Source organism: Actinacidiphila epipremni, assembly GCF_012034175.1.
GTDB classification, from domain to species: Bacteria; Actinomycetota; Actinomycetes; order Streptomycetales; family Streptomycetaceae; genus Actinacidiphila; species Actinacidiphila epipremni.
This window is the reverse complement of record NZ_JAATEJ010000027.1, coordinates 32743-55822: the sequence shown is the minus strand read 5'-3', so window position 1 is coordinate 55822 and position 23080 is coordinate 32743. Positions and strand designations below refer to the sequence as shown.

Annotated in this window: 19 protein-coding genes; 11 read left to right on the top strand and 8 right to left on the bottom strand. The window is 74.4% G+C overall.

Translation table 11 applies throughout. From position 1 onward, the window contains the following. Window positions 1–125: 125 nt before the first annotated feature. On the bottom strand, window positions 126–800 hold the full coding sequence (locus HCN08_RS27645) for a Crp/Fnr family transcriptional regulator (protein WP_031520125.1): 675 nt from the start codon (window positions 798–800) through the stop codon (window positions 126–128). Between the two features lie 250 nt (window positions 801–1050). On the opposite strand from HCN08_RS27645, the gene nth reads away from it, so the two are divergent. From nth to HCN08_RS27630, 3 genes are all read left to right on the top strand, one after another. Further along, window positions 1051–1890 (top strand): endonuclease III, encoded by an 840-nt coding sequence (gene nth / locus HCN08_RS27640; RefSeq protein WP_167985992.1) that lies wholly within the window; start codon window positions 1051–1053, stop codon window positions 1888–1890. Continuing rightward, complete coding sequence (locus HCN08_RS27635; RefSeq protein ID WP_167985991.1) at window positions 1887–2603, top strand: NUDIX hydrolase; 717 nt, start codon at window positions 1887–1889, stop codon at window positions 2601–2603. The genes nth and HCN08_RS27635 overlap by 4 nt, the downstream gene beginning before the upstream one ends. Before the next feature lie 147 nt (window positions 2604–2750). Continuing rightward, a complete protein-coding gene (locus HCN08_RS27630) occupies window positions 2751–3950 on the top strand; it encodes a MarP family serine protease (protein ID WP_167985990.1) in 1200 nt (399 codons plus the stop codon). A 26-nt stretch (window positions 3951–3976) separates the two neighbouring features. Here the strand turns inward: HCN08_RS27630 and HCN08_RS27625 are convergent, their stop codons facing one another. From HCN08_RS27625 to HCN08_RS27605, 5 genes are all read right to left on the bottom strand, one after another. After that, window positions 3977–4156 carry a hypothetical protein gene (locus HCN08_RS27625; RefSeq protein ID WP_167985989.1) on the bottom strand — a complete coding sequence of 60 codons (180 nt, stop codon included), beginning with the start codon at window positions 4154–4156 and terminating at the stop codon, window positions 3977–3979. A 223-nt stretch (window positions 4157–4379) separates the two neighbouring features. Then, complete coding sequence (locus tag HCN08_RS27620; protein ID WP_167985988.1) at window positions 4380–5336, bottom strand: alpha/beta fold hydrolase; 957 nt, start codon at window positions 5334–5336, stop codon at window positions 4380–4382. A gap of 13 nt (window positions 5337–5349) precedes the next feature. After that, complete coding sequence (locus HCN08_RS27615; protein WP_167985987.1) at window positions 5350–5859, bottom strand: phage holin family protein; 510 nt, start codon at window positions 5857–5859, stop codon at window positions 5350–5352. Between the two features lie 246 nt (window positions 5860–6105). After that, a complete protein-coding gene (gene acs / locus HCN08_RS27610) occupies window positions 6106–8064 on the bottom strand; it encodes an acetate--CoA ligase (protein WP_167985986.1) in 1959 nt (652 codons plus the stop codon). Between the two features lie 88 nt (window positions 8065–8152). Then, window positions 8153–10501: a SulP family inorganic anion transporter gene (locus tag HCN08_RS27605; protein ID WP_167985985.1), complete on the bottom strand. Its 2349-nt coding sequence runs from the start codon at window positions 10499–10501 to the stop codon at window positions 8153–8155. A gap of 272 nt (window positions 10502–10773) precedes the next feature. Here HCN08_RS27605 and HCN08_RS27600 point away from each other — a divergent pair, with 272 nt between their 5' ends. Continuing rightward, window positions 10774–12228 carry a polysaccharide deacetylase family protein gene (locus HCN08_RS27600; protein ID WP_240970497.1) on the top strand — a complete coding sequence of 485 codons (1455 nt, stop codon included), beginning with the start codon at window positions 10774–10776 and terminating at the stop codon, window positions 12226–12228. Here the strand turns inward: HCN08_RS27600 and HCN08_RS27595 are convergent. Next, window positions 12209–13201, bottom strand: coding sequence for an ATP-binding protein (locus HCN08_RS27595; RefSeq protein WP_167985984.1), 993 nt, complete (start codon window positions 13199–13201; stop codon window positions 12209–12211). The genes HCN08_RS27600 and HCN08_RS27595 overlap by 20 nt on opposite strands. A 106-nt stretch (window positions 13202–13307) precedes the next feature. Here HCN08_RS27595 and HCN08_RS27590 point away from each other — a divergent pair, with 106 nt between their 5' ends. Further along, window positions 13308–14198, top strand: a complete 891-nt coding sequence (locus HCN08_RS27590) for a Fic family protein (protein WP_407648899.1) — start codon at window positions 13308–13310, stop codon at window positions 14196–14198. Window positions 14199–14583: 385 nt separating this feature from the next. Here HCN08_RS27590 and HCN08_RS27585 read toward each other — a convergent pair whose 3' ends face one another. Next, window positions 14584–15429: an HAD family hydrolase gene (locus HCN08_RS27585; RefSeq protein WP_167985983.1), complete on the bottom strand. Its 846-nt coding sequence runs from the start codon at window positions 15427–15429 to the stop codon at window positions 14584–14586. A 438-nt stretch (window positions 15430–15867) separates the two neighbouring features. Between HCN08_RS27585 and ssd the strand changes: the two genes are divergently transcribed. The 6 genes from ssd (at window position 15868) to HCN08_RS27550 (ending at window position 22426) form a co-directional block, all read left to right on the top strand. Beyond that, on the top strand, window positions 15868–16974 hold the full coding sequence (gene ssd / locus HCN08_RS27580) for a septum site-determining protein Ssd (RefSeq protein ID WP_167985982.1): 1107 nt from the start codon (window positions 15868–15870) through the stop codon (window positions 16972–16974). Next, a complete protein-coding gene (locus HCN08_RS27575) occupies window positions 16971–18125 on the top strand; it encodes a TadA family conjugal transfer-associated ATPase (RefSeq protein WP_167985981.1) in 1155 nt (384 codons plus the stop codon). The genes ssd and HCN08_RS27575 overlap by 4 nt, the downstream gene beginning before the upstream one ends. A gap of 801 nt (window positions 18126–18926) precedes the next feature. Then, window positions 18927–20702: a type II secretion system F family protein gene (locus HCN08_RS36755; protein ID WP_322974716.1), complete on the top strand. Its 1776-nt coding sequence runs from the start codon at window positions 18927–18929 to the stop codon at window positions 20700–20702. 257 nt (window positions 20703–20959) lie between these two features. Then, a complete protein-coding gene (locus HCN08_RS27560) occupies window positions 20960–21202 on the top strand; it encodes a DUF4244 domain-containing protein (protein WP_167985980.1) in 243 nt (80 codons plus the stop codon). A gap of 553 nt (window positions 21203–21755) precedes the next feature. Beyond that, entirely contained in the window at window positions 21756–22064 is a 309-nt protein-coding gene (locus tag HCN08_RS27555) for a TadE family type IV pilus minor pilin (RefSeq protein ID WP_322974714.1), read from the top strand. After that, window positions 22061–22426: an Rv3654c family TadE-like protein gene (locus HCN08_RS27550; protein ID WP_167985978.1), complete on the top strand. Its 366-nt coding sequence runs from the start codon at window positions 22061–22063 to the stop codon at window positions 22424–22426. Before HCN08_RS27555 ends, HCN08_RS27550 begins: the two co-directional genes overlap by 4 nt. Window positions 22427–23080: the final 654 nt, after the last annotated feature.

Below are 23080 nucleotides of genomic sequence, written 5' to 3'. Positions count from 1 at the left end.
GCACGAAGCCCCCGCGCCGCCCCGAAGGACTTCCGGGACCGGCGCGGGGGCCAGGCGCAAGGCGCGGGGCCAGGCGTAAAGCGCGGCGGCCGGCCGTAAGAGGGAGCGAAAGCCCCGGCCAGGTATCAGCGGCTGCGCTTGGCCAGCCGCTCCACGTCGAGCAGGATCACCGCACGCGCTTCGAGCCGCAGCCAGCCGCGCCCGGCGAAGTCGGCGAGCGCCTTGTTCACCGTCTCGCGCGACGCGCCGACGAGCTGCGCCAGCTCCTCCTGCGTCAGGTCGTGCACGACGTGGATGCCCTCCTCCGACTGCACGCCGAAGCGGCGGGAGAGGTCGAGCAGCGCCTTGGCGACACGCCCGGGCACGTCGGAGAAGACCAGGTCGGACATGACGTCGTTGGTGCGGCGCAGCCGGCGGGCGACCGCGCGCAGCAGCGCGGTGGAGACCTCGGGCCGGACGTTGAGCCAGGGCTGGAGGTCGCCGTGGCCGAGGCCGAGCAGCTTGACCTCGGTCAGCGCGGTGGCGGTGGCCGTCCGCGGGCCGGGGTCGAAGAGCGACAGCTCACCGATCAGCTCTCCCGGACCGACGACGGCCAGCATGTTCTCCCGGCCGTCGGGGGAGGTGCGGTGCAGCTTCACCTTGCCTTCGGTGACGACGTACAGCCGGTCCCCGGGGTCGCCCTCGTGGAACAGCGAATCGCCACGTGCGAGCGTGACCTCGGTCATGGAGGCACGCAGTTCAGCGGCCTGCTCGTCGTCGAGCGCCGCGAAAAGCGGGGCACGGCGCAGAACGTCGTCCACGAGCTCTCTCCTTGTCGACATCGCTGGGATGTCCCCATGATGCATGACGTATCAAACAGTGCGATCAATCACAAGGATGTCTTATCCGCGGTCGCGCGAGTGCCCCGGGGGGCCGATCGGCCCCCTCGCGCACGCCCGGCGGCGGCCATACGAGTGGCCCCGCGGCCGTTTTCCGCTGTCAGCGAACAGCTTCCGCGGCGGCTCACCCGGATCGCCGCCCGGTGTCGGTGGCGGCCCGTAGTCTGGCGGCATGGCGACGAGGAACGGCGCGAACGGCACGGCGGCCCCGGCCGGCGCGGTCGCGGTCAAGAAGAAGGCGAAGGTCGCGCAGACGCATGCGGGGCTCGTACGGCAGGCCCGGCGGATCAACCGCGAGCTGGCCGAGGTGTATCCGTATGCGCATCCCGAGCTGGATTTCGAGAACCCCTTCCAGCTGCTGATTGCCACCGTGCTGTCGGCGCAGACCACCGACCTGCGGGTCAACCAGACGACGCCGGCGCTCTTCGCGCTGTATCCGACGCCCGAGGCGATGGCGGCGGCCAAGCCGGAGGAGCTGGAGGAGATCCTGCGGCCCACCGGCTTCTTCCGGGCCAAGACGCGCGCGGTGCTGGGCCTGTCGGCGGCGCTGCGCGACGACTTCGGCGGCGAGGTGCCGGGCCGCATAGAGGACCTGGTCAAGCTGCCCGGCGTCGGCCGCAAGACCGCCAACGTCGTGCTGGGCAACGCCTTCGGCGTCCCCGGGATCACCGTGGACACGCACTTCGGCCGGCTGTCCCGGCGCTTCGGTTGGACGACGTCGGAGGACCCCGACCAGATCGAGCGGGACGTGGCGGGCCTGTTCCCGAAGTCGGACTGGACGATGCTGTCCCACCGCGTCATCTTCCACGGCCGCCGCATCTGCCACGCCCGCAAGCCCGCGTGCGGCGCCTGCCCGATCGCACCGCTGTGCCCGTCGTACGGCGAGGGCGAGATGGACCCGGAGAAGGCGAAGAAGCTGCTCAAGTACGAGAAGGGCGGCGCGCCCGGCCAGCGGCTCAAGCCCCCGCCGGACTACCCCGGGCAGCCCGCGCCCCCGCTGGCGGCCTCATGACGCAGGCCCGGGGGGCGGGGGCGGACGTCGAGGTGAGCAGGGCGGGCCTGCCCGGCTGGCTCGCCCCGGTCGCCGCGGCGGCCGACCGCATACGCCCCGAGCAGCTCAGCCGCTTCCTGCCGCCCCCGGCCGGCGGCCGGCAGTCCGCCGTGCTCATCCTCTTCGGCGAGCGCCCCGCCCCGCCCGGGGCGCCCGGCACCACGCCGGCCGGCACCCGCCCCGACCTGCTGCTCATCGAGCGGTCCGCCGCCCTGCGCTCGCACGCGGGCCAGCCGTCCTTCCCCGGCGGCGCGCTCGACCCGCAGGACGGCGACCCGGACGGGGAGGGGCCGCTGCGCGCCGCCCTGCGCGAGGCCCGCGAGGAGACCGGCCTGGATCCGGCGGGCGTCCAGCTCTTCGGTGTGCTGCCGCGGCTCTACATCCCGGTCAGCGGCTTCGTCGTGACGCCCGTGCTGGGCTGGTGGCGCGAGCCGAGCCCGGTCGCCGCGGTGGACCCGGCGGAGACCGCCCGGGTCTTCCGGGTGCCGCTCGCCGACCTCGCCGACCCGGCCAACCGCGCCACGTGCGTCCACCCCAGCGGCTTCCGCAGCCCGGCGTTCCTGGTCCAGGACGCGCTGGTGTGGGGCTTCACGGCGGGCCTGATCGACAAGATCCTGCACTTCGCCGGCTGGGAGCGCGCGTGGGACGAGGAACGCACGGTCGAGCTGACCTGAGCCGAGCCGACCTGAGCCCACCTGACCTCAGCAGACCCGAGCCCACCTGACCTCAGCAGACCTCAGCCGGCCTGACGTTTCGCCCCACCGGCCCGTTTACGCCCGTACGGTCCCACGCGCTCAGCTCCGCGTGAGACCGTGTCCCTCGTGAACGTGCTGGACTTCCTGCTCATCCTCGCCGCTGTCTGGTTCGCCGTGGTCGGCTACCGGCAGGGCTTCGTCGTGGGCGTCATGTCGGTGGTCGGCTTCATCGGCGGCGGGCTGCTGGCGATCTACCTGCTGCCGCTGCTGTGGGACCGGGCGACGGGCGACGCGACGCCGGGCTCGGCGGCGGCGCTCACGGCGGTGGCGATCGTCATCGTGTGCGCCTCGGTCGGCCAGGCGTTCACCACCCACCTGGGCAACAAGGTCCGCACCAAGATCACCTGGTCGCCCGCCCGGGCGATCGACGCCAGCGGCGGGGCGCTGGTCAACGTCCTGGCGATGCTGCTGGTGGCGTGGCTGATCGGCAGCGCGCTGGCCACCACGGCGCTGCCGACGATAGGGCGCGAGGTGCGCTCGTCGAAGGTGCTGCTCGGGGTGTCGCGGGTGGTGCCCTCGCAGGCCGACTCGTGGTTCGACAACTTCAGCTCCACCCTCGCGCAGAACGGCCTGCCGCAGGTCTTCGGCACGTTCGGCGCCGAGCCGATCACCTCGGTGCCCGCCCCCGACCCGGCGCTGGTCAACAACCCGGTCGTCACGACGGCCCGGCGCAGCATCGTCAAGGTCGTCGGCACCGCGCCCGGCTGCGGCAAGGTGCTGGAGGGCTCCGGCTTTGTCTTCGCCAAGGACAGGGTCATGACGAACGCCCATGTCGTCGGCGGCGTGTCGGAGCCGACCGTGCAGGTCGACGGCAAGGGCAAGCTGCATGACGCGCGCGTGGTCCTCTACGACTGGCAGCGCGACATCGCCGTCCTGGACGTGCCGGGCCTGGACGCGCCGGCGCTGCACTTCGCCACCACCGACGAGCACACCCGCGACGACGCCATCGTCGCCGGCTTCCCGGAGAACGGCGGCTTCGACGTGCGCGCCGCCCGCGTCCGGGACCGTATCCGCGCCAACGGGCCCGACATCTACCACCGGGGCACCGTGCACCGCGACGTCTACTCGCTGTACGCGACCGTACGGCAGGGCAACTCGGGCGGTCCGCTGCTCACCCCGGACGGCAAGGTCGCCGGCGTCGTCTTCGCCAAGTCGCTGGACGACTCCAACACCGGCTACGCGCTCACCGCCGACGAGGTCGCGCCCGACGTGGCGGCGGGCCGTACCGCGGACCAGCGGGTGGACAGCCAGGGCTGCGCGCTGTGAGGCCGGGGCCGGGGCCCCGGCCCCGGTCAGCCGCGGGAGTGCCGGAGCCTGGCGCCGACCCAGCGGGCGCGGCGGCGCAGGATCCGGGGGATGCCCAGCCGGGCCTCGCCCGGCGGGAAGAGCTCCATGGGAGCCGTGCTGCCGGCGACGGCGGCGCTGCGGCGAGGAGTGCGTGACACATCACGGTAGTCGTGCGTCCAACCCATACGAAGCTACGTGCCCGCGCCGAATGGTCCGTAATCGCCGTGTGCTGGTCCTGTTGGCCTATGCGCCCGGCATTTCAAATGATCGTGAGCTTGTCGTATCAGTGCGGTTACGTTGCAGCGCCGGGCCAGGCGCGGGCGGGGCCACGGCGGCGGACGCGGGCGAGACGGCTAGACGGCGGGGCGGCGGGACAGCGAGATACGGACCCGGGCGCGTACCGGCGGCTCAGCGGTCCGGTTCCGGGTCCTTGAGCCAGTTGACCAGCTCCGCGGAGAAGGCCGCCGGGTCCTCCTCGTGCGGGAAGTGCCCGAGCCCGTCGAAGAGCCGCCAGCGGTAGGGCGCCTCCACGTACTCCCCGCTGCCCGCCGCGCTGCCGGTGCGCACCACCGGGTCGAGCGAACCGTGCAGGTGCAGCGTCGGCACCCGCACCGGCCGCTTCATCCGGCGGTTGAACTGGATGCCGTCCGGCCGCAGCATCGAGCGCACCATCCAGCGGTACGGCTCCACCGTGCAGTGCGCCGTCGAGGGGATCTGCATCGCCCGCCGGTAGACGCCCAGCGCCTCCTCGTCCGGCAGCGAGGGCCCGGACCAGGAGTGGATCAGCTCGCCGACCAGCGCGGCGTCGTCCGCGACCAGCTGCCGCTCGGGCAGCCACGGCCGCTGGAAGCCCCAGATGTACGCCCCGGCGCGGCTCTGCCGCAGGTCGGTGAGCATCGCGGTGCGCCAGCGGCGCGGGTGCGGCATCGAGCACACCGCGAGCCGGCGGACGAGCTTGGGCCGCATCGCCGCCGCCGTCCAGGCCAGGTAGCCGCCGAGGTCGTGGCCGACGAGCGCGGCGTCCGGCTCGCCGAGCGAGCGGATCACCCCGGTCACGTCCAGCGCGAGGTTGCCCGGGTCGTAGCCGCGCGGGGTGCGGTCGCTGCCGCCGACGCCCCGCAGGTCCATCGCGACGGCCCGGTAGCCGGCGTCGGCCAGCGCGGTGAGCTGGTGCCGCCAGGTCCACCAGAACTGCGGGAAGCCGTGCAGGAACAGCACGAGCGGGCCGTCGCCGACCTCCGCGATGTGGAAGCGGGCGCCGTTGGCCGCGACGTCGCGGTGGGTCCAGGGGCCGTCCGGCCGGATCACCGACGCGCTCGACCCGCCCCTGCTCCACGGGTTTCCCGAGCTCTCGGCGAGGTTCATGCCCCAGAGCGTGTCACAGATTGCCGCTCGCCGTGGCGTCCGCCGGGGGCAGCAGCCGCGAGGTCCTGGACGCCTCGGTGGCGCCGCTGCCCAGCGCCGGCGCGCCGCCGTTCAGCTCGCGCGGGTGCGGCTTGGCCTTCTGCAGCACCGCGGCGGTCTGCTTGGCCGAAGTGATGGACCGCTCCGGCTTCTTGACGGCCTTGAAGCGGGAGTACGCGATCGCGCCGAGGATCAGCGCGAGCAGCACGTACGCGCCGAAGACGATGAGGAAGGCCCAGCCCGTCGTGATGCCCAGCGCCTTGAGCCCCCACGCGGCGGCCAGGCTCAGCATCGGCACCGAGAACAGCGCGAGGGCCAGCGCGGCGACGACCGCCGCGCTGCCGAAGGCCGCGCGCTTGGCGTCCTGCCGGAGCTCCGCCTTGGCCAGCGCGATCTCGTCGTGCACCAGGGCGCTCATCTCCGCCGTGGCGGCGGCGAACAGCTGCCCGATGCTGCGACTGTCACCGTTCTGCGCTGCGCTCATCGCGTCCTCCGTCATCGCGTCGTCCACTGCGTCCACTCATACCCGATCATGCCTCAGATGGTGTCAGGTCCGCCGTCGCGGCGGGCCGGTTGGGCGAGCCCGGGCAACCTGGGCAAAGGGCCGGGCCCCGGGCGTACCCGCCGAGAACAGGCGCAGGGCGCCCCGCCGGTGTTCCGGACGGGGCGCCCTGCGCAGGGGTGCCGGCTGCTGGGCCGGGCGGGTGACGCGCGGTCAGGGCCCGGCGCGTCAGTCCTCGCTGGGCGCGCTCGGCAGCTTGCTCTGGATGATCTCCATGACGGAGGAGTCGGTCAGCGTCGTGACGTCGCCCAGCGCCCTGTTCTCCGCGACGTCCCGCAGCAGGCGGCGCATGATCTTGCCGGAGCGGGTCTTGGGCAGCTCGGAGACCACCAGGATGCGCTTGGGCTTGGCGATCGGGCCGAGCGTCTTGCCGACGTGGTCGCGCAGGGCCGCCACCAGGTCGGCGCTGTCCTCCGCGGAGCCGCGCAGGATGACGAAGGCGACGATGGCCTGCCCCGTCGTCTCGTCGGCGGCGCCGACGACCGCGGACTCGGCGACCTTCGGATGCGACACCAGCGCCGACTCGACCTCGGTGGTGGAGATGTTGTGGCCCGACACCAGCATCACGTCGTCGACCCGGCCGAGCAGCCAGATGTCGCCGTCGTCGTCCTTCTTCGCGCCGTCGCCGGCGAAGTAGCGGCCGGTGAAACGCGACCAGTAGGTGTCGATGTAGCGCTGGTCGTCGCCCCAGATGGTGCGCAGCATCGACGGCCACGGCTCGGTCAGCACCAGGTAGCCGCCGGAGCCGTTGGGCACCTCGTTGCCCTCGTCGTCGACGACGGTGGCCGCGACGCCGGGCAGCGGGGTCTGCGCGGAGCCGGGCTTGGCGGCGGTGACGCCCGGCAGCGGGCTGATCATCATCGCGCCGGTCTCGGTCTGCCACCAGGTGTCCACGACCGGCGTCCTGCCGGCGCCGATGTTCTCGCGGTACCAGATCCACGCCTCGGGGTTGATCGGCTCGCCGACGCTGCCGAGGACCCGCAGGCTGCTCAGGTCGAACTTCGCCGGGATGGCGTCGCCCCACTTCATGAACGTGCGGATCGCGGTGGGCGCGGTGTAGAGGATCGTGACGCCGTACTTCTGCACGATCTCCCAGAACCGGCCCTGGTGCGGGGTGTCCGGGGTGCCCTCGTAGATGACCTGCGTGGCGCCGTTCGACAGCGGCCCGTAGACGATGTACGAGTGGCCGGTGACCCAGCCGATGTCGGCGGTGCACCAGTAGACGTCCGTCTCCGGCTTGAGGTCGAAGACCGCGTGGTGGGTGTAGCTGGCCTGCGTCAGGTAGCCGCCGGAGGTGTGCAGGATGCCCTTGGGCTTACCCGTGGTGCCCGAGGTGTAGAGGATGAACAGCGGGTGCTCGGCCTCGAACGCCTCGGGGGTGTGCTCGGCGGACTGCCGGCCGGTGATCTCGTGCCACCACACGTCCCGGCCCTCGGTCCAGTCCACGTCCTGCCCGGTGCGGCGGACCACCAGCACATGCTCGACCTGCGGGGTACGGGCGACCGCGTCGTCGATGGCGGGCTTGAGCGCGGACGGCTTGCCGCGCCGGTAGCCGCCGTCGGCGGTGATGACGAGCTTGGCGTCGGCGTCGTCGATCCGGGAGGCGACCGCGTCGGCCGAGAAGCCGCCGAAGACGACGGAATGGGCCGCGCCGATCCGCGCGCACGCCAGCATCGCGACGACGGCCTCGGGGATCATCGGCAGATACACCGCGACCCGGTCGCCCTTGGTGACGCCGAGTTCGGTCAGCGCGTTCGCCGCCCGGCTCACCTCGTCCTTCAGCTCGGCGTAGGTGATGGCCCGGCTGTCGCCCGGCTCGCCCTCGAAGTGCAGGGCGACCCGGTCGCCGTGGCCGGCCTCGACATGCCGGTCGACGCAGTTGTACGCCACGTTCAGCTCGCCGTCGGCGAACCACTTGGCAAAGGGCGGGTTCGACCAGTCCAGCGTCTGCGTGGGCTCGGTCGCCCAGGTCAGCCGCCGGGCCTGCTCCGCCCAGAACCCCAGCCGGTCGGCGGCGGCCTGCTCGTACGCGGCGGCGGTGACGTTGGCGGCCTCGGTCAGCTCCGCCGGCGGAGCGAACCGCCGCTCCTCCTTCAGCAGGTTCGCCAGGCTCTCGTTGCTGCTCACGCCAGCTCCTTGTCACGGTGTCCCAGATGTCCCGGCACTACCTCACCAGTCCTCGGGCACCCTGACAAGGGTTCACCCGGAAAATGGTTTAGACCTTTGTGGTCAGCCCGTACGTGTCCGGTCCCGGGTCGGGCGCGGCGGCGGGCGGCGGCGGGGACGCCCCGTCCGGCCGTACCGCACGGAAGGTGCCCGTCGCGCGGTCGAGGATGTACGCCTGCGCCTCGCCGACGTGGAAATACATGCCGTGGAGGTGGAGCGTGCCCTCCCGGACCCGGCGTGCCACGCACGGGTGAGCGGTGAGATGGTCGAGTTGCTGGACGACGTTGACGAGGCTGAGCCGCTCGTGGTCGTCGGTGACCGGGCGGTCGGCGAGCGTGACGCCGCCCGCGGGACCGGCCTCGTACGCCCGGCCCATCCGGGCCAGGCTCGGCCGGCCGTGCCGCAGCCAGCGGGTCAGCGGGGTCGGCGCGGTCAGGGAGGTCGGCGGGTTCGATGGTGTCAGCGGGGTCGGCGTGCCCGGCTCGCCCGCGGTCAGCAGCGCCTGCATCGCCCCGCAGCCGGAGTGGCCGCACACCGTGATGCTGGAGACCTCCAGCACCTCCACCGCGTATTCGACCGCCGCGGCGACCGAGTCGCAGGAGGCGTCCGAGCCCGGCGGCGGCATGAGGTTGCCGACATTGCGCACGGTGAACAGGTCGCCCGGCCCGCTGGAGGTGATCATGCTGGTGACCAGGCGGGAGTCCGCACAGGTGAGGAAGAGCTGGGTCGGCCGCTGCCCCTCGCGGGCCAGCCGCGCCAGCTCCTCCCGCACCAGCGGCGCGGTGTTGCGCTGGAAGGCGCTGACCCCGCCGAGCAGCTGCCCGGCGGCGGTGGCCGGCAGTGCGTCGGGGCGCGTGCAGTGGTGGTTGCGCCAGGGCGTCCAGGGATGGCAGGTGTGCGCGCCGGCCGGTTCGCCCAGGGCGCGGCCCGCGTCGTCGCCGACGACGGCCCGGCCGCCGCGCGAGCGGTGCCGCGCGCTCCACGCGCGGAGCGCCTCGTAGGCGGCGTGGTCCATGAACGAGCCGTCGAGCTCGACCACGGTGTCCGCCCCGTCCGGGACCTGCGCGAGCGCCCGGCTCAGCCGCGGCACCGCCAGGAACGTCAACTGCCCGCTCACCCGCACCCGGTGGCCGTGCGGCCCGCGCGTCACGGTGACCCGGGTGCGGGTCAGGCGGCGCAGCGCCAGGAAGAGGGCCACCGCGACGCCGGCCGCCACCCCTTGCAGCACGCCGAGGACGACGACCGTGCCGAAGGTCGCCGCGTAGACGGGGAATTCGCGGTGCCGGCGCACATGGCGGATGTGCGCGAAGCTCACCATGCGCACGCCGACCAGCATCACCAGCGCGGCCAGCGCCGCCAGCGGGATCGCCTCCAGCAGGCCGGCCGCGAGCCCCGCGCACACCAGCACCCACACCCCGTGCAGCACCGTCGAGCCGCGGCTGCGGGCGCCCGCCTCGACGTTGGCCGAGCCGCGCATCGCGCCGCCGGCGATCGGCAGCCCGCCGAGCAGGCCCGAGGCCACGTTCGCCGCGCCCTGCCCCAGCAGCTCGCGGTCCAGCCGGGTCGGCGGGACCTGCTCGGCGGCCGGCAGCCTGGCCTGGAGCGCGTCCACCGCCACCGCCGACAGCAGCGACTCCATGCTCGCCACCAGCGTCACTGTGAGGACGACGGCGGCGACGCCGAGGACCGGGCCCTGCGGCAGCTGCGGCAGCGCGGGCGCCTGCCACGCGGGCAGCTCGACCCGCGGCACCGACAGGCCCGCGGAGGCGGCGGTCGCGAGCGCAACGGCGGCCAGCGGCGCCGGGATCCGCCGCAGCATCCCGCCGGCGCGCCCGCGCAGCCGCCGCCAGCCCAGCAGGACCGCCACGGTGACCGCGCCGATCAGCGGGGTGACGGGGTGGCTGTCCGTCAGCTGGCCGGGCAGGGCGGTGAGGTTGGCCAGCGTGGAGTTCTGGGGGCTGCCGCCCAGCACCACATGCAGCTGGCCGACCGCGATGACCGTGCCGATCCCGGCGAGCATGCCGTGCACGATCGCCGGGCTCACCGCGAGCGCCGCCCTCGCCACGCGCAGGGCGCCGAGCAGCAGTTGCGCGAGCCCGGCCAGGACGGTGACGGCGCAGGTGGCGCGCCAGCCGTAGCGGTGCACGAGGTCGGCGGTGACCACGACCAGGCTGGTGGCGGCGCCGCTGACCTGGAGCGGGGCGCCGCCGAGGGAGCCGGCGACGATGCCGCCGACGACCGCGGCGACCAGGCCGGACTGGAGCGGGGCGCCGGTGGCGAGGGCGATGCCGAGGGAGAGCGGGACGGCGATCAGGAAGACCGTGAGCGAGGCGGACACGTCGTGGGGGGTGCGGACGTCGTGGGGGGTGCGGACGGTGTGGGGGGCGCGGAGCTTCATTTCCCGTCTCCTTCGGTGGGCGGCGGGGCTGCTCGGTGGCGGAGCGTCAGCACTCGCTACGCTCAAGAGCCGGTAAAGAGACGGTAATGCATCGAATGCGGAGAGTGAACCCTGAAGGACGGATAGCCGGGGTATTTACGGCTATCGAGTGATTTGGTGGATGAAACGGCCGGTCGGGCCGGGTACCGGGGGTGAGCGTGCCAGCGTGGTTCGGCGTGTGGTCACCGCCGCGCCCCACCGCGCGGACCCGTCGCGATGCGAGGTACGTACGTATGCACGCCGTGCGCAAGCCGCCCGCCCGCCGCTGTCGCCGCCCTGTCCGTCCCGCCCACGCCTTCGGCCCGGTCCGCCCGGTCCGCCCTGGCCGCTTTGGCTTTACGGCTCGGGTCGCCGCGGGTGTCGCCGCCCTCGCCCTGGCCCTGGGCGCCACCGCCTGCTCCTCGGGCGGCGCGGGTTCGGCCGGCCTCGACGGGCCCGGCGGCCCGGGCGGTTCCGGCGCCGAGGGCCCGCCGCAGGTGCCACCGGTCCGGCAGCTGATCGGCGACGGCTCCACCGCCGACACCGGCCCGCAGCCGCGCCAGCCCGACTTCCGCCGGCTGCGTCCGGGCGAGCAGCCGCCGCAGTTCGTCGTCTTCTCCTGGGACGGCGCCGTCCAGGACGACCGCCACCTCATGTCGTACATCCGCGAGTTCGGCGAGCGCGACGGCGCCGCGATGACGTACTTCGTGAGCGGTACGAGCCTGCTCCCGGCCGGCCGCCAGGACCTCTACGCGGCGCCGCGGCACCCGCGCGGGACCTCCGACACCGGGCTGCCCGCGGACCGGGGTGTCGTCGCGGACACCGTGCGGGAGATGCGGCTCGCCTGGGCGGACGGCAGCGAGATCGGCACGAACTTCAACGCGCACTTCTGCGGTGCGGACGGCGGGGCGGCGGATGCGGCGGGGGATGCGGCGGGGGATTCCGGCGGTTCGGCGGCCTCCGGCGATTCCACCGGGACGGCCGATTCCGCAGACAGCGCCTCGGGGACGTGGACGGCGGACGAGTGGGCCGGCGAGATCCGGCAGGCGCGGGACTTCACGCAGCAGTGGAAGACCGACACCGGGCTCACCGGCCTGGATCCGCTCCCCTTCGACTACGCCAAAGGCGTCGTCGGGGGCCGCCCGCCGTGCCTGAGCGACCCGGCGGGGCTGCCGGCGGCGGCCAAGGCGGCCGGCTTCCGCTATCTCGCCGACCCGACCGCGCAGCCGCAGGTGTGGCCGTCGCAGGTGGACGGCCTGTGGCACTTCCCGGAGCAGGAGGTGCCCGTCCCCGGCCGGGACGTCGAGACGCCCGCCTCCGACCAGGGCTTCCTGTCCGTCCAGTCCGGTACCCCGGCCACCGGCGCCCAGGACCCCGAGCAGAACGCCGCCTGGAGTCGGCAGATGCACGACGGCCTGATCGCCGGCTTCCAGCGCGCGTACGACGGCAACCGCGCGCCGCTGGTCGTCGCCGGCCATCTGGAGTCATGGAACGGCAGCGCGTATCTGAAGGCGGTCGAGGACACCGTCCGCGAGGTGTGCGGGAAGCCGGATGTGCGGTGCGTGTCCTTCAAGCAGCTCGCCGACTGGCTCGACCTGCAGGACCCGCAGGTCCTCGACCGGCTGCGCGCCCTGGACGTCGGTGCGGCCCCCAAGGGCGGCTGGCCGGCGCTGATGCGGGCGACACCCGTCACACCGGACGGGCAGTGAGCACGCTCTCGTCGAGGACAAAACCGGGGTCGATCTGGGCCGTCAGGTCGGCACCGGTCCTGGAGTTTCCCCAGCTTTCCGCGTTCTTCCTGTGGAAAAGTGCCATCTGCTGCGTGTAGCGCCGCCAGTCGCGCTCCTCGTACGCGGCGTCCGCCCGCTCGTGCATCACCCGCAGCGCCTGCTTGTTGCGCTCTTCGAGTGAATCCAGCCGCGGCGGGCGGCCTTTTTCCATCGCCCGGACCCAGTCGGAGTGGCCCACGGTGACCAGCAGGTCGTCGCCGACCTCGTCGCGCAGGAAGGCCACGTCGTCCTCGCCCTGCACCTTGTTGCCGACGACCGCGAGCGCGACCCCGTAGTCGCGGGCGTAGTCGCGGTACTGCCGGTAGACCGCGACGCCCTTGCGGGTCGGCTCGGCGACCAGGAACGTCAGGTCGAAGCGGGTGAACATGCCGGAGGCGAAGGAGTCGCTGCCCGCCGTCATGTCGACGACCAGGTATTCGTCGCGCCCGTCGACCAGGTGGTTCAGGCACAGTTCGACCGCGCCGACCTTGGAGTGGTAGCAGGCCACGCCGAGGTCGGACTCCTCGAACGGGCCGGTCACCATGAGCCGTACGGTGCCGCCGTCCAGGGCGACGGGCCGGGCGCAGGCGGCGTAGACGGGGTTGTCGTCGTCGCCGGTGAGGCGCAGAAGGCGGGAGCCGGAGCCGGGCGGCGTCGTCTTGATCATCGTCTCGGCGGAGGCGATCCGCGGATTGGCGCCGCGCAGATACTCCTTGATCTCCGGCAGGTGCGCGCCGAGCGCCGGCAGTGCGGCGGCCTCCTGCTCGGCGAGCCCGAGCGCGGGCCCCAGATGCTGGTTGATGTCGGCGTCGACGGCGACAACTGGCACCTGGACCGCGGCGAGGTGACGGATGAACAGCGAGGACAGCGTCGACTTGCCGCTGCCGCCCTTTCCGACGAAAGCGATCTTCATGTTCGCCAAGAGTAGTCGGGTCGTTACTTTTGGTGTGCGCGCGGAGTGTCAAAAGCCACTCGTTCGTGGTCGTTTGCCGTGTCGCAGGGTGCGTAGGGTCTTGGGCATGGCTACGAACGCTGACACTCCCGCGGGCCTGCACCCGGGAGATACCCCCAGCGCCGCCGAGGGGCTGTCCACCGATCCGCTGTCCGCTCTCGGCGCGCTGCCCGGTGTGCCCGAGGCGGTCGACGCCGTGCGGCAGGCGGTGGACAAGGTCTACGGCCACCGGGTGATGCGGCGCAGGTCGGACGAGGTCGCCTCGGAGGCCGCGCTGCGCGGGGCGCGCGGGTCCGCGGCACTGGCCGGCGCCGACTGGCCGCTGGAAGAGGTGCGCCGGCGCAGCGACTTCACCGCCGACGAGCAGGCGCGTACGGTCGGCGCGGCGCTGCGGCTGACCGCGGAGGCCGGGCAGCTGCTGGGGATCTGGCGGCGCTCGCCGATGCAGGCGCTGGCCCGGCTGCACCTGGTGGCGGCGGGCGGGGTGGCCGACGACGCGACGGTGGGCCGGCCCCGGCTGGCGGGCGAGCCGGTGGACGAGCCGCTGGTCGACGCGGCGGAGCTGGACCTGCCGGAGCCCTTCGAGGTGACCGCGCGGCTGGACGGCCTGGCCGCGCTGCTGGTGTCCGGCACGGCGGCGCCCGCGCTGGTGGTGGCGGCGGTCGTGCACGGCGAGCTGCTGAGCCTGCGGCCGTTCGGCTCCTTCAACGGGCCGGTCGCGCGGGCCGCCGAACGGGTCGTCCTGGTCGGCAGCGGGCTGGACCCGAAGTCCATCTGCCCGGCGGAGGTCGGCTACGCGGAACTGGGTACGGCCGCGTATCTCGGCGCCCTGGAGGGCTACGCCTCGGGTACTCCCGAGGGCATGGCGGTATGGATCGGCCACTGCGGGCGGGCGCTGGAGCTGGGCGTACGCGAGAGCGTCGCGGTGTGCGAGGCGATGCAGCGCGGGGCGGCCTGAGCGCACGGCTCGGGCGGCCGGGTGGCTCGGGCAGCCGGCGCGGCCGTGGCGCCGGGTGGCCCGGGCGGTTCGGCGGCGCACGTCAATGCGGCGGCACCGGAGGGTGCCGCCGCTGGCATGTCCGCCGCGTTACCAGTGCGTGCGCGAATCGTGCCGATCAGGTCGGGGACTTCGCCCGTCACCTGGTGCGGCTGGCCCGGTTGGCGGGTCGGCTACGCGTGGGTGCCCGGCATCCATGCTCGGTCCGTGGGGCCAACTGCTGTGAGCTGCGGTCTTCCTCTCGGAAGTCCGTGGTCTCGCGGGCCGCTCACTCTTTTCTACCGCTGGGCCGCTCCCAGCGGAACCCCCTGTCCCGCTTCTTTACTTTTCCGGCGGATGCGATGAATCAGGACATAATCGCCGGGCGGCGGCGCCGGGCCGCCAGCCACACCAGCCCGGCGGTCGCTGCCGCCGCGCCGACCGCGGCGAAGGCGAGCACCGGGGCCGGCGGCATCGACAGGTTCGGGATGCGCTGGTTCAGCCGCACCGGGCGGTTGAAGGTGAGCACCGGCCACTCACGGGCGACCGCCTCGCGGCGCAGCGCCCGGTCGGGGTTGACCGCGTAGGGGTGGCCGACCGACTCCAGCATCGGGATGTCGGTGATCGAGTCGCTGTAGGCGAAGGAACGCTCCAGGTCATAGCCCTCCGAGCGGGCCAGCTCCTCGATCGCCGCGGCCTTGGCCGGACCGTAGACGTAGTGCTCGATCTCGCCGTTGTACGCCCCGTCCTCGACGATCATCCGGGTGGCCACCACGTGGTCCGCGCCGAGCATCTCGCCGATGGGCTCGACCACCTCGGAGCCGGAGGCGCTGACGATGACGACATCACGCCCGGCGGCGTGGTGCTCCTCGATCAGCGAGGCCGCCTCGTCGTAGATGATCGGGTCGATGAGGTCGTGCAGGGTCTCGGCGACGATCTCCCTGACCTGCTGGACATTCCATCCTTTGCACAGCTCGGACAGGTATTTGCGCATGCCTTCCATCTGGTCGTGATCTGCGCCGCCGACCAGGTACACGAACTGGGCATATGCGGTGCGCAAAACCGCGCGCCTGTTGATGAGGCCGCCCTGGTAGAAGGACCGCCCGAAGGCGAGTGTGCTGGACTTGGCGATCACGGTCTTGTCGAGATCGAAGAAGGCCGCGGTGCGCGGTGGCAGGTGGTTTTCCACGGGACGAGCATAGGCAACCACCATTCGGCGTAAGGTCAGGCGCGTGGGTTTGCTCTGGAAGGCCATCGGGTACACCATGGAAGTCACGGATCGTTCGCGACCGTGCTAACCCGGTCTGGCTCCTCCCCCCCCGAGTCGGACTGTGGGGACGACCCCCGCTCTCCCCCCCGGCGGGGGTCGTCGCATGTCCGGACCCGTTCTGCCGCTCTCGGCCGGGTCCCGCGGCGTCCTCTCTCATCTTGCTCTCCTTCGCGCGTGTGTGCGTCTCGATCAGTACGTGCGATCACGCTCGGTAATCGTTACGCGGACGGCGTGAAGTCACCGGTGTGAGTGACGAGTTATCCACAATCGCGGAGTTGTCCACAGTTTCCGGACCAAGATCATCTTGAATCCGGTTTCTCACCCCACGCTGATGTCAGCCGCGCACGCCGTGCGCGCAAGACAAGCGACGGGGGATGAAAAATGTTCGGATCCAGCACGCCCGGACCTCAGCAGGCGACAGCCGAACGCACGGGCGGGCCGCTGATTGTCACCGAGGACGAATGCCTCCTCGACGATCTGCTGCGGTTGTGCGCAGCCGCCGGTTCGGAACCGGAAGTCGTCTTCGGCGCGCCCCCGCGCGCCGCGAGCTGGGACACCGCCCCGCTCGTCCTCGTGGGAGCGGAAGCCGGCAGGCACGTGCGCGCGGTCGCCCGCAGAGGGGGAGTCCTGCTCGTCGGGCGGGATCCCGACGACGCCGAGATCTGGCGCACCGCCCTCGACATCCGCGCCGACCACGTCCTGCTGCTCCCCGACGCCGAGCACTGGCTCGTCGACCGGATCGCCGACGTCGCCGAAGGCGTCGGCCGCCCGGCCCTGACCGTCGGCGTGGTCGGCGGACGCGGCGGCGCCGGCGCCAGCACCCTGGCCTGCGCCCTCGCCGTCACCTCCGCCCGCGCCCGGCGGCGCACGATGCTGATCGACGGCGATCCGCTCGGCGGCGGCATCGACATCCTCGTCGGCGCCGAACGCTCCGGCGGCCTGCGCTGGCCCGACCTCGCCGACTCGCGCGGACGCGTCAACAGCGCGGTGCTGGAGGAGTCCCTGCCCCGGCTCGACGCGCTGAGCGTCCTGAGCTGGGACCGCGGCGACCAGGTCGTCATCCCCGCGCAGGCCATGCGCTCCGTGCTCGGCGCCGCCCGGCGGCGCGGCGGCCTGGTCGTCGTCGACCTGCCCCGCAGGGTGGACGAGGCGGTCGCCGAGACGCTGCGGCAGATCGACATCGGCCTGCTCGTCGTGCCCGCGGAACTGCGGGCCGTCGCCGCGGCCACCCGGGTCGCCGCCGCCTTCAGCATGGTCCTCAAGGACCTGCGGGTGGTCGCCCGCGGCCCCTTCACCGAAGGCATCGACGACCGCGAGACCGCCCGGCTGCTCGGACTCCCGCTCGCCGGCGAACTGCCCCCGGAAAGCCGCCTCCCGGCCCTCGGCAGCGGCGGCCCACCGGGCTCCTCCGGCCGCGGACCACTGGCCGGCTTCTGCACCGCCTTCCTCGACCGGGCATTCGCAGGTGACGGGAGCGTGCCCGCATGAGCCGCGACATGCTCGACGCGGTGCGGCTGCGGCTGGCCGAGCACGGCGGCGAGGCCACCCCCGCCCGGGTCACCGCCGCGCTGCGCGCCGAGGGCCGGCTGCTCGGCGACACCGAAGTGCTCGGCGTCGTCAGCGCCCTGCGCTCCGAACTGGTCGGCGCGGGGCCGCTGGAGGCGCTGCTCGCCGACCGCGAGGTCACCGACATCCTGGTCAACGCGCCGGACGACGTCTGGATCGACCGCGGCCGGGGCCTGGAGCGGGCCGCCGTCCGCTTCCCCGACACCGCCGCCGTCCGCCGCCTCGCCCAGCGCCTGGCCACCACCGCGGGCCGCCGCCTCGACGACGCCCACCCCTGGGTCGACGCCCGGCTGCCCGACGGCACACGCCTGCACGCGGTGCTCCCGCCCGTCGTCGTCGGATCGCCGTGCCTGTCCCTGCGGGTCGTGCGCTCCCGCGCCTTCACCCTCGCCGAGCTGACCGCCGCGGGCACACTCGACGCGGGGACGGCGGCGCTGCTGCGCTCCGTCCTCGACGCCCGACTGTCCTTCCTGATCAGCGGCGGCACCGGCTCGGGCAAGACCACCTTGCTCAGTAGCCTGCTCGGCCTGGTCGACCCCGCCGCCCGCATCGTCCTGGCCGAGGACTCCGCGGAGCTGCGCCCCGACCACCCCCATGTCGTCCGCCTCGAAACCCGCCCGGCCAACCAGGAGGGCGCCGGCGAAGTCACCCTCCGGGACCTGGTCCGCCAGGCCCTGCGCATGCGCCCCGACCGCCTCGTCGTCGGCGAGGTCCGCGGTCCCGAGGTCACCGACCTCCTCAGCGCCCTCAACACCGGCCACGAAGGCGGCTGCGGCACCGTCCACGCCAACGCCGCCGCCGACGTCCCCGCCCGCCTCGAAGCCCTCGCCTCCACTGCGGGCCTCGACCGCGCCGCCCTCCACAGCCAACTGTCCGCCGCCCTCTCCCTCGTCATCCACCTCACCCGCACCCCGGCCGGCCTCCGCCACGTCTCCGAGATCCACGTCCTCCACCTCACCCCGGACGGCCTGGTGACGACGGTCCCCGCCCTCACCTCCACCCCGAACGGCCCCCCGACCCGCGGCCCGGGCTGGCCACGCCTGACGGCGCTGTGCGAGCGGGGGACGTCATGAGGACGAACACGCCCCGCGGGCAGCGCTCCTGGGCGCTCGGGCCGCACGGGGATCGGCGATACGCCACCGGCCGGGCTGACGCTGCCGCGAGCACGGTTCTGCGCCGGGACGTCGGGCGGGCGGGGCCCTTGGGCGCTCACGCTGCCGCGAGCACGGGCCGGCGGTGCGGCGCCGGACGTGCCGCTGGCGCGTGGGCGGGTTCGGGCGTGCTGCCTGGCCGGCCGGGTGCCGTGCGCCTGCCGTGGCCTGCACGGGACGCCCGGTGCTGGGCGGTTGGACGCGGGATGCCGGAGGTGCGCGATGAGGACGCCTGAGTCCCTGGCGGTGATGTGGGCGGCGACGCTCTGCGCGGTGGCCCTGGTCTGCACGGCGCTGGACGGTACCGGCCCGCGCCGCCGGGCCCGGCGTGTACTCGACGGCAGCCGCCGTATGAGCCGCTGGCCCGGGTTGCGCCGCCGGTCCAAGCGCTGGGGCGGGGGACTGCCGGAGGGCGAGCCTGCCCGCGCCCGTGGGCCACGTACCGGCTGCGCCGACGCCCGGAGCGACTGCGGCAGGCGCAAGCCTCGCGGGCTGCGGTTCCCACGTGCCGGGCGGCCCGGCGGATGGGACCGCCGGGACGGTTCCTGCCCTGCGGGGGCGGGCTGCCGGGAGGGTGCCGGGGGTGGCTGCCGGGGCGGCGCGGATTCCTGCCCTGCGGGGGCGGATTGCCGGGAAGGTGCCGAAGGCGGCGTGTGGCGCCGAGGCGGGGGGCTCTTGCGGGGGCCGGAAGGGTGGTGCGTGCCGGGGGGTGGGGTGCTGGCCGTGGTGACGGGGTCCGTGGTGCCGCTGGTTGCCGGGGCGGTGGCCGTTCCGCTCGTGGGGCGGGCGCTGCGGCGGCGGGCCGAGCGGGCAGCCGCCGAGCGCGCGGCTGCGGCCGTCGGGGCGCTCTGCGCGGCGCTGGCCGGCGACCTGCGGGCCGGGCGCCCGCCGCATATCGCGCTCGGCGAGACGGTCGAGGCGGCCGGGTGGGCCGCCACGCCCGAGCTGGCCGGTACGGCGCGGCTGCTGCTCTCGGCAGCCCGCTTCGGAGGTGACGTGCCGCAGGCACTGCGCACCGCCGCCCGGCAGTCCGAGGGCACCCGAGGTCTCGCCGCGATGGCGGCCTGCTGGCAGGTGGCCGTCGACGGCGGCGCGGGCCTGGCCGGTGCGCTCGACCGGGTGGCAGCCGCCCTGCGCGCGGAGGCCGACCAACGCGACGACCTCCGCGCCCAGTTGGCCGGCCCCCGCTCCACCGCGGCTCTGCTCGCGCTCCTCCCCGGCTTCGGCATCACCCTCGGCACCGGGCTCGGCGCCCACCCCGCCCGGACGCTCCTCCACACCCCGACCGGTCTCGCGTGCCTCATGACCGGCGCCCTCCTTGAATGGGCGGGCCTCGCCTGGACGGCCCGCATCATCCGCACGGCGGAATCCGGCCCGGCGGCATCGACCCGCCCGCGCTCCGTGAAGCCGGCCGCTTCGTCCTCCGCCGGGTCACTGCGGCCGGCCGTGGTCGCGAGGCCACCGGCGCTGGGCCCGGCGTGGCCGGCCGAGCACGCGTCGCCGCCCGGGTCGCCGCTTCGGGCGGCGGAGCTGGGGAGCTGGGGCGACCCCGCGCCTTCCGCCGAGTCGCTACGGCCCGCGGTGGTGCCGAGGCCGCCGTCCGGTGCGGCGAGCACCGGCTCGTCCCCGGACCGGGCGTGGCCGGCCCGGCCGACCGGGGGATCGGAGCGGTCGGAGGCGATGGCGGTGGCGGTCGTCGCGGTCGGCGGAGTTGTCCACAGCCTGGGGACAGTTGCGCTCGGGGCGGTGGCAGTCGCGGCGGTCGCGGGCGCGGCTGCGAGGAGCCGGCGCCGGCGGAGACGGGTACGGGGGCTGGGCGAGGTGCTGGGGCGCGGGCCGGTCCGAGGGGCTGAGCGCGAGCGCTGGTGGCGACGGGTCGAGGGGCCGGTGCGGCGCTACGGGCCGGGCCCGGCAGTCGGGCTCGGGCTGGCGATGGCACTCGGCGGGGTGCTGGGCGCCCTGGCTGGGCTGGTCGCGGCCCTCGGCGTCGGACGATGGCTGAAAGGCCGTCAGCGGGCCACAGAGAGCCGCGGAATGACGCCGGAGCCCGATCCGGCCCAGCTCCCGCTGTGCGCCGATCTGATGGCCGCGTGCCTGGCAGCCGGGGCGACCCCCGGAGACGCGGCGGGCGCGGTGGGCGCGTGTCTGGGCGGGCCGCTCGGGGACGCGCTGATACGAGCGCGGGCCGAGCTGCGGCTCGGCGGGGACCCGGCGGAGTGCTGGCTGCGCTTCGGCGGTGCCCAGCCCGCCGCCCGCGAGCTGGGCCGGTGCCTGGCCAGGGCGTCGACGATCGGCAGCGCGCCGGTGGCGGAGATGACCCGGCTGGCCGCGGACCTGCGCGCCGCCCACGGCCGCGCCGCCCTGGCCGCGGCCCGCCGCGCGGCGGTGCTCGCCACCGCACCGCTCGGCCTGTGCTTCCTGCCCGCGTTCCTGCTGGTGGGCGTCGCCCCGGTGGTGATCGGCCTGGCCGGCACGATCCTCGGCGCCGGCCCTGGCTGACGCGTTGCGCCTGCCGGCGCGGCAGACGAGCCGCGGCGGCACCTGCCGGGGGAGCCCGCAGCCCGCGCGCAACGCCGGTGCCGGAGCCCGGCACGGAGGCTCCGGTACCTGCCTGGGCGGCCGGGCGGCTCGCGCCGAACAGGTCGGCGGGTGGCCGGCAGCCACAGAAGGGCTCACAAGACCCGGGGCGTGGATGCGCACGCCCCGAAACAGTCCGGGAGCGACCCGGAGAGATCGACACAACGGAGGGAAAGCCCATGAGCGACGTCAAGGTGCCGGGTGCGGCCACGGGTGGCCGGCGGTGGACAGCGGAGTGGTGGAGCCGCAGGGTGCGGGTCTGCCGGGAGGCGGGGGAGGTGGGGATGAGCACGGCGGAGTACGCGGTCGGGACGATCGCCGCGTGCGGCTTCGCCGCGGTGCTCTACAAGATCGTGACGAGCAGCGCGGTGCGGACCGCACTCACCGGCGTGATCACGAAGGCGCTCCATGTGCCGTTCTGACCCCACACCGCTACGCAGCGCGGCCCCGGACAAACGTCCCGGGCCGCGCCCCTCCCCACCACCCCCGCGAGTCCCGGCCGTGTGGCCCGTACGCCCCTGCGGGCCGGGCCGGAGGGGCAGTGCCGGAGAGCGGTCCACCCTGGCGCCCCCGCGTGCCCTGCGGGCGGAGTGCGGATCCCGTTCCGGGGACGGCTCGCGGGGAGGTCGCGGGCCGGGCTCTACCTCGGAGCTCGCCGGCGGCCCGGCGGCGTGGCGCGTGCGCCGCTTCGGGGTGGGCGTGAGGAGAGACGCCGGGCGGCGCCGCACTCTGACGTCCCCGCGTGGCTCGGGGGTGGGGTGCGCGTCCGGCTCCGGGGCAGGTTGGGCGGGGGCTTTCGGGCTGCGGGTCGTGGCGGTGGCCGTCCGGGGGGATGGCATGTGCTCGGCGTTCCGCTCCGAGGTGGCCTCGGGCCGAGGGGCGGGGCGGCGGGCTGGCGCTCTTTGGCCACGGGGTCGGGGCAGGCGCGGGCGCTTGGTGCGCGGGGAGGCGGGCTATGTCACGGCGGAGACGGCGGTGGTGATTCCCTCGCTGGTCGTTGTGGCCGGGTTGCTGATCTGGGGGCTGATGGCCGGCGTCGCTGAGGTGGAGTGCGTGGACGCCGCGCGGGCCGGGGCGCGGGCGGCGGCGAGGTCGGAGGCGGCCGGGGATGTGCTGCGGGCGGCGCGGGAGGCGGCGCCGGCCGGGGCGCGGGTCAGCGTGGGGCGGCACGGGGACATGGTCGAGGTGCGGGTGACGGTGCCGCGGCCCCGCTTCCCCGTCACTCTGACGGCCCAGGCTTCCGCGCTCGCCGAGGACACGGTGGACGGGGGTGACGAGCCGTGAGGAGGGCCGGGCGGGACGGGGAGCGTGGGTCGGCGACGGTGTGGTCGCTGGGGGTCGTGGCCGTCCTGCTGGCCCTCTTCGCGGCGGGGTTGCTGCTGGTCCAGGCGGTGGTGCTGCGGCACCGCGCGGGCGCCGCGGCCGACCTCGCGGCGCTGGCTGCGGCAGACCACGCCCTGGACGGGCGTGAGCGTGCCTGCGCGCTGGCGGCGAAGGTCGCGACGGCCCAGGGCGCCCGCCTGGCGGACTGCACGGTGACCGGCGAGGTCGCCGACGTGGTGGCGGAAGTCCACGGAGTCCGCATCCGCTCCCGCGCGGGCCCACCGCTGCCCACGCCAGGCACCGCAAGCGCCCCCGACGGCTGAGCACACCCCCCGCCGGCCCGCGGTGGCGGCGAGCCTCCGCCACCTCACCGATCACCCGCCCGACCCGCCCCGCATGGCGGAGGCCCCCCGGCTGTCAGCTCACCCAAAAGGCGCGGGGCAGCCCCACCCTGCGGCGCAGCTGCCCCCACCCGCCGGGCGGCTCGGCACGGCAGCAGCAGCCGCACCCGTTGCATGGCTCACCCTGCGCGGCGGCCGTCCCTTCACCCGTCGCCGTGCCGCCCAGGCAGCCCCTTCCACCGCCAGCGCACCCACCGCCGCAGAGGCAACCTCCCCTGCCTTCTACTCACTCGGCGCCACGGGAGGTCGGCTCCGAAACCGGGACGTCGGCGCCCTCCGGCCTGCAGCGTCGGCCCCACCGCCGCCCACCCCGGCATGGCGGAGGGTGCCCCTCACCCCTCTGATCCACCCGGCACGGCAGCCGTCCCTTCACCCGGCCGAGCGCCCGGCCGGGTGAGGGACGCCCTACCCGTCGTCGGTTTCACCGGTGTGGCGGAAGCGGCCCCCTCCTGCGCCCGCAGCCGTCCCCTCAGCCGCCGTCCCCTCAGCCGCCGTTGCCTCATCCGGCGTGGCAGCGTCGGCCCTACCCCGTGTCGCCTCACCCGGCGTGGCAGGCGTCGTCTCATCCGGCCGAGT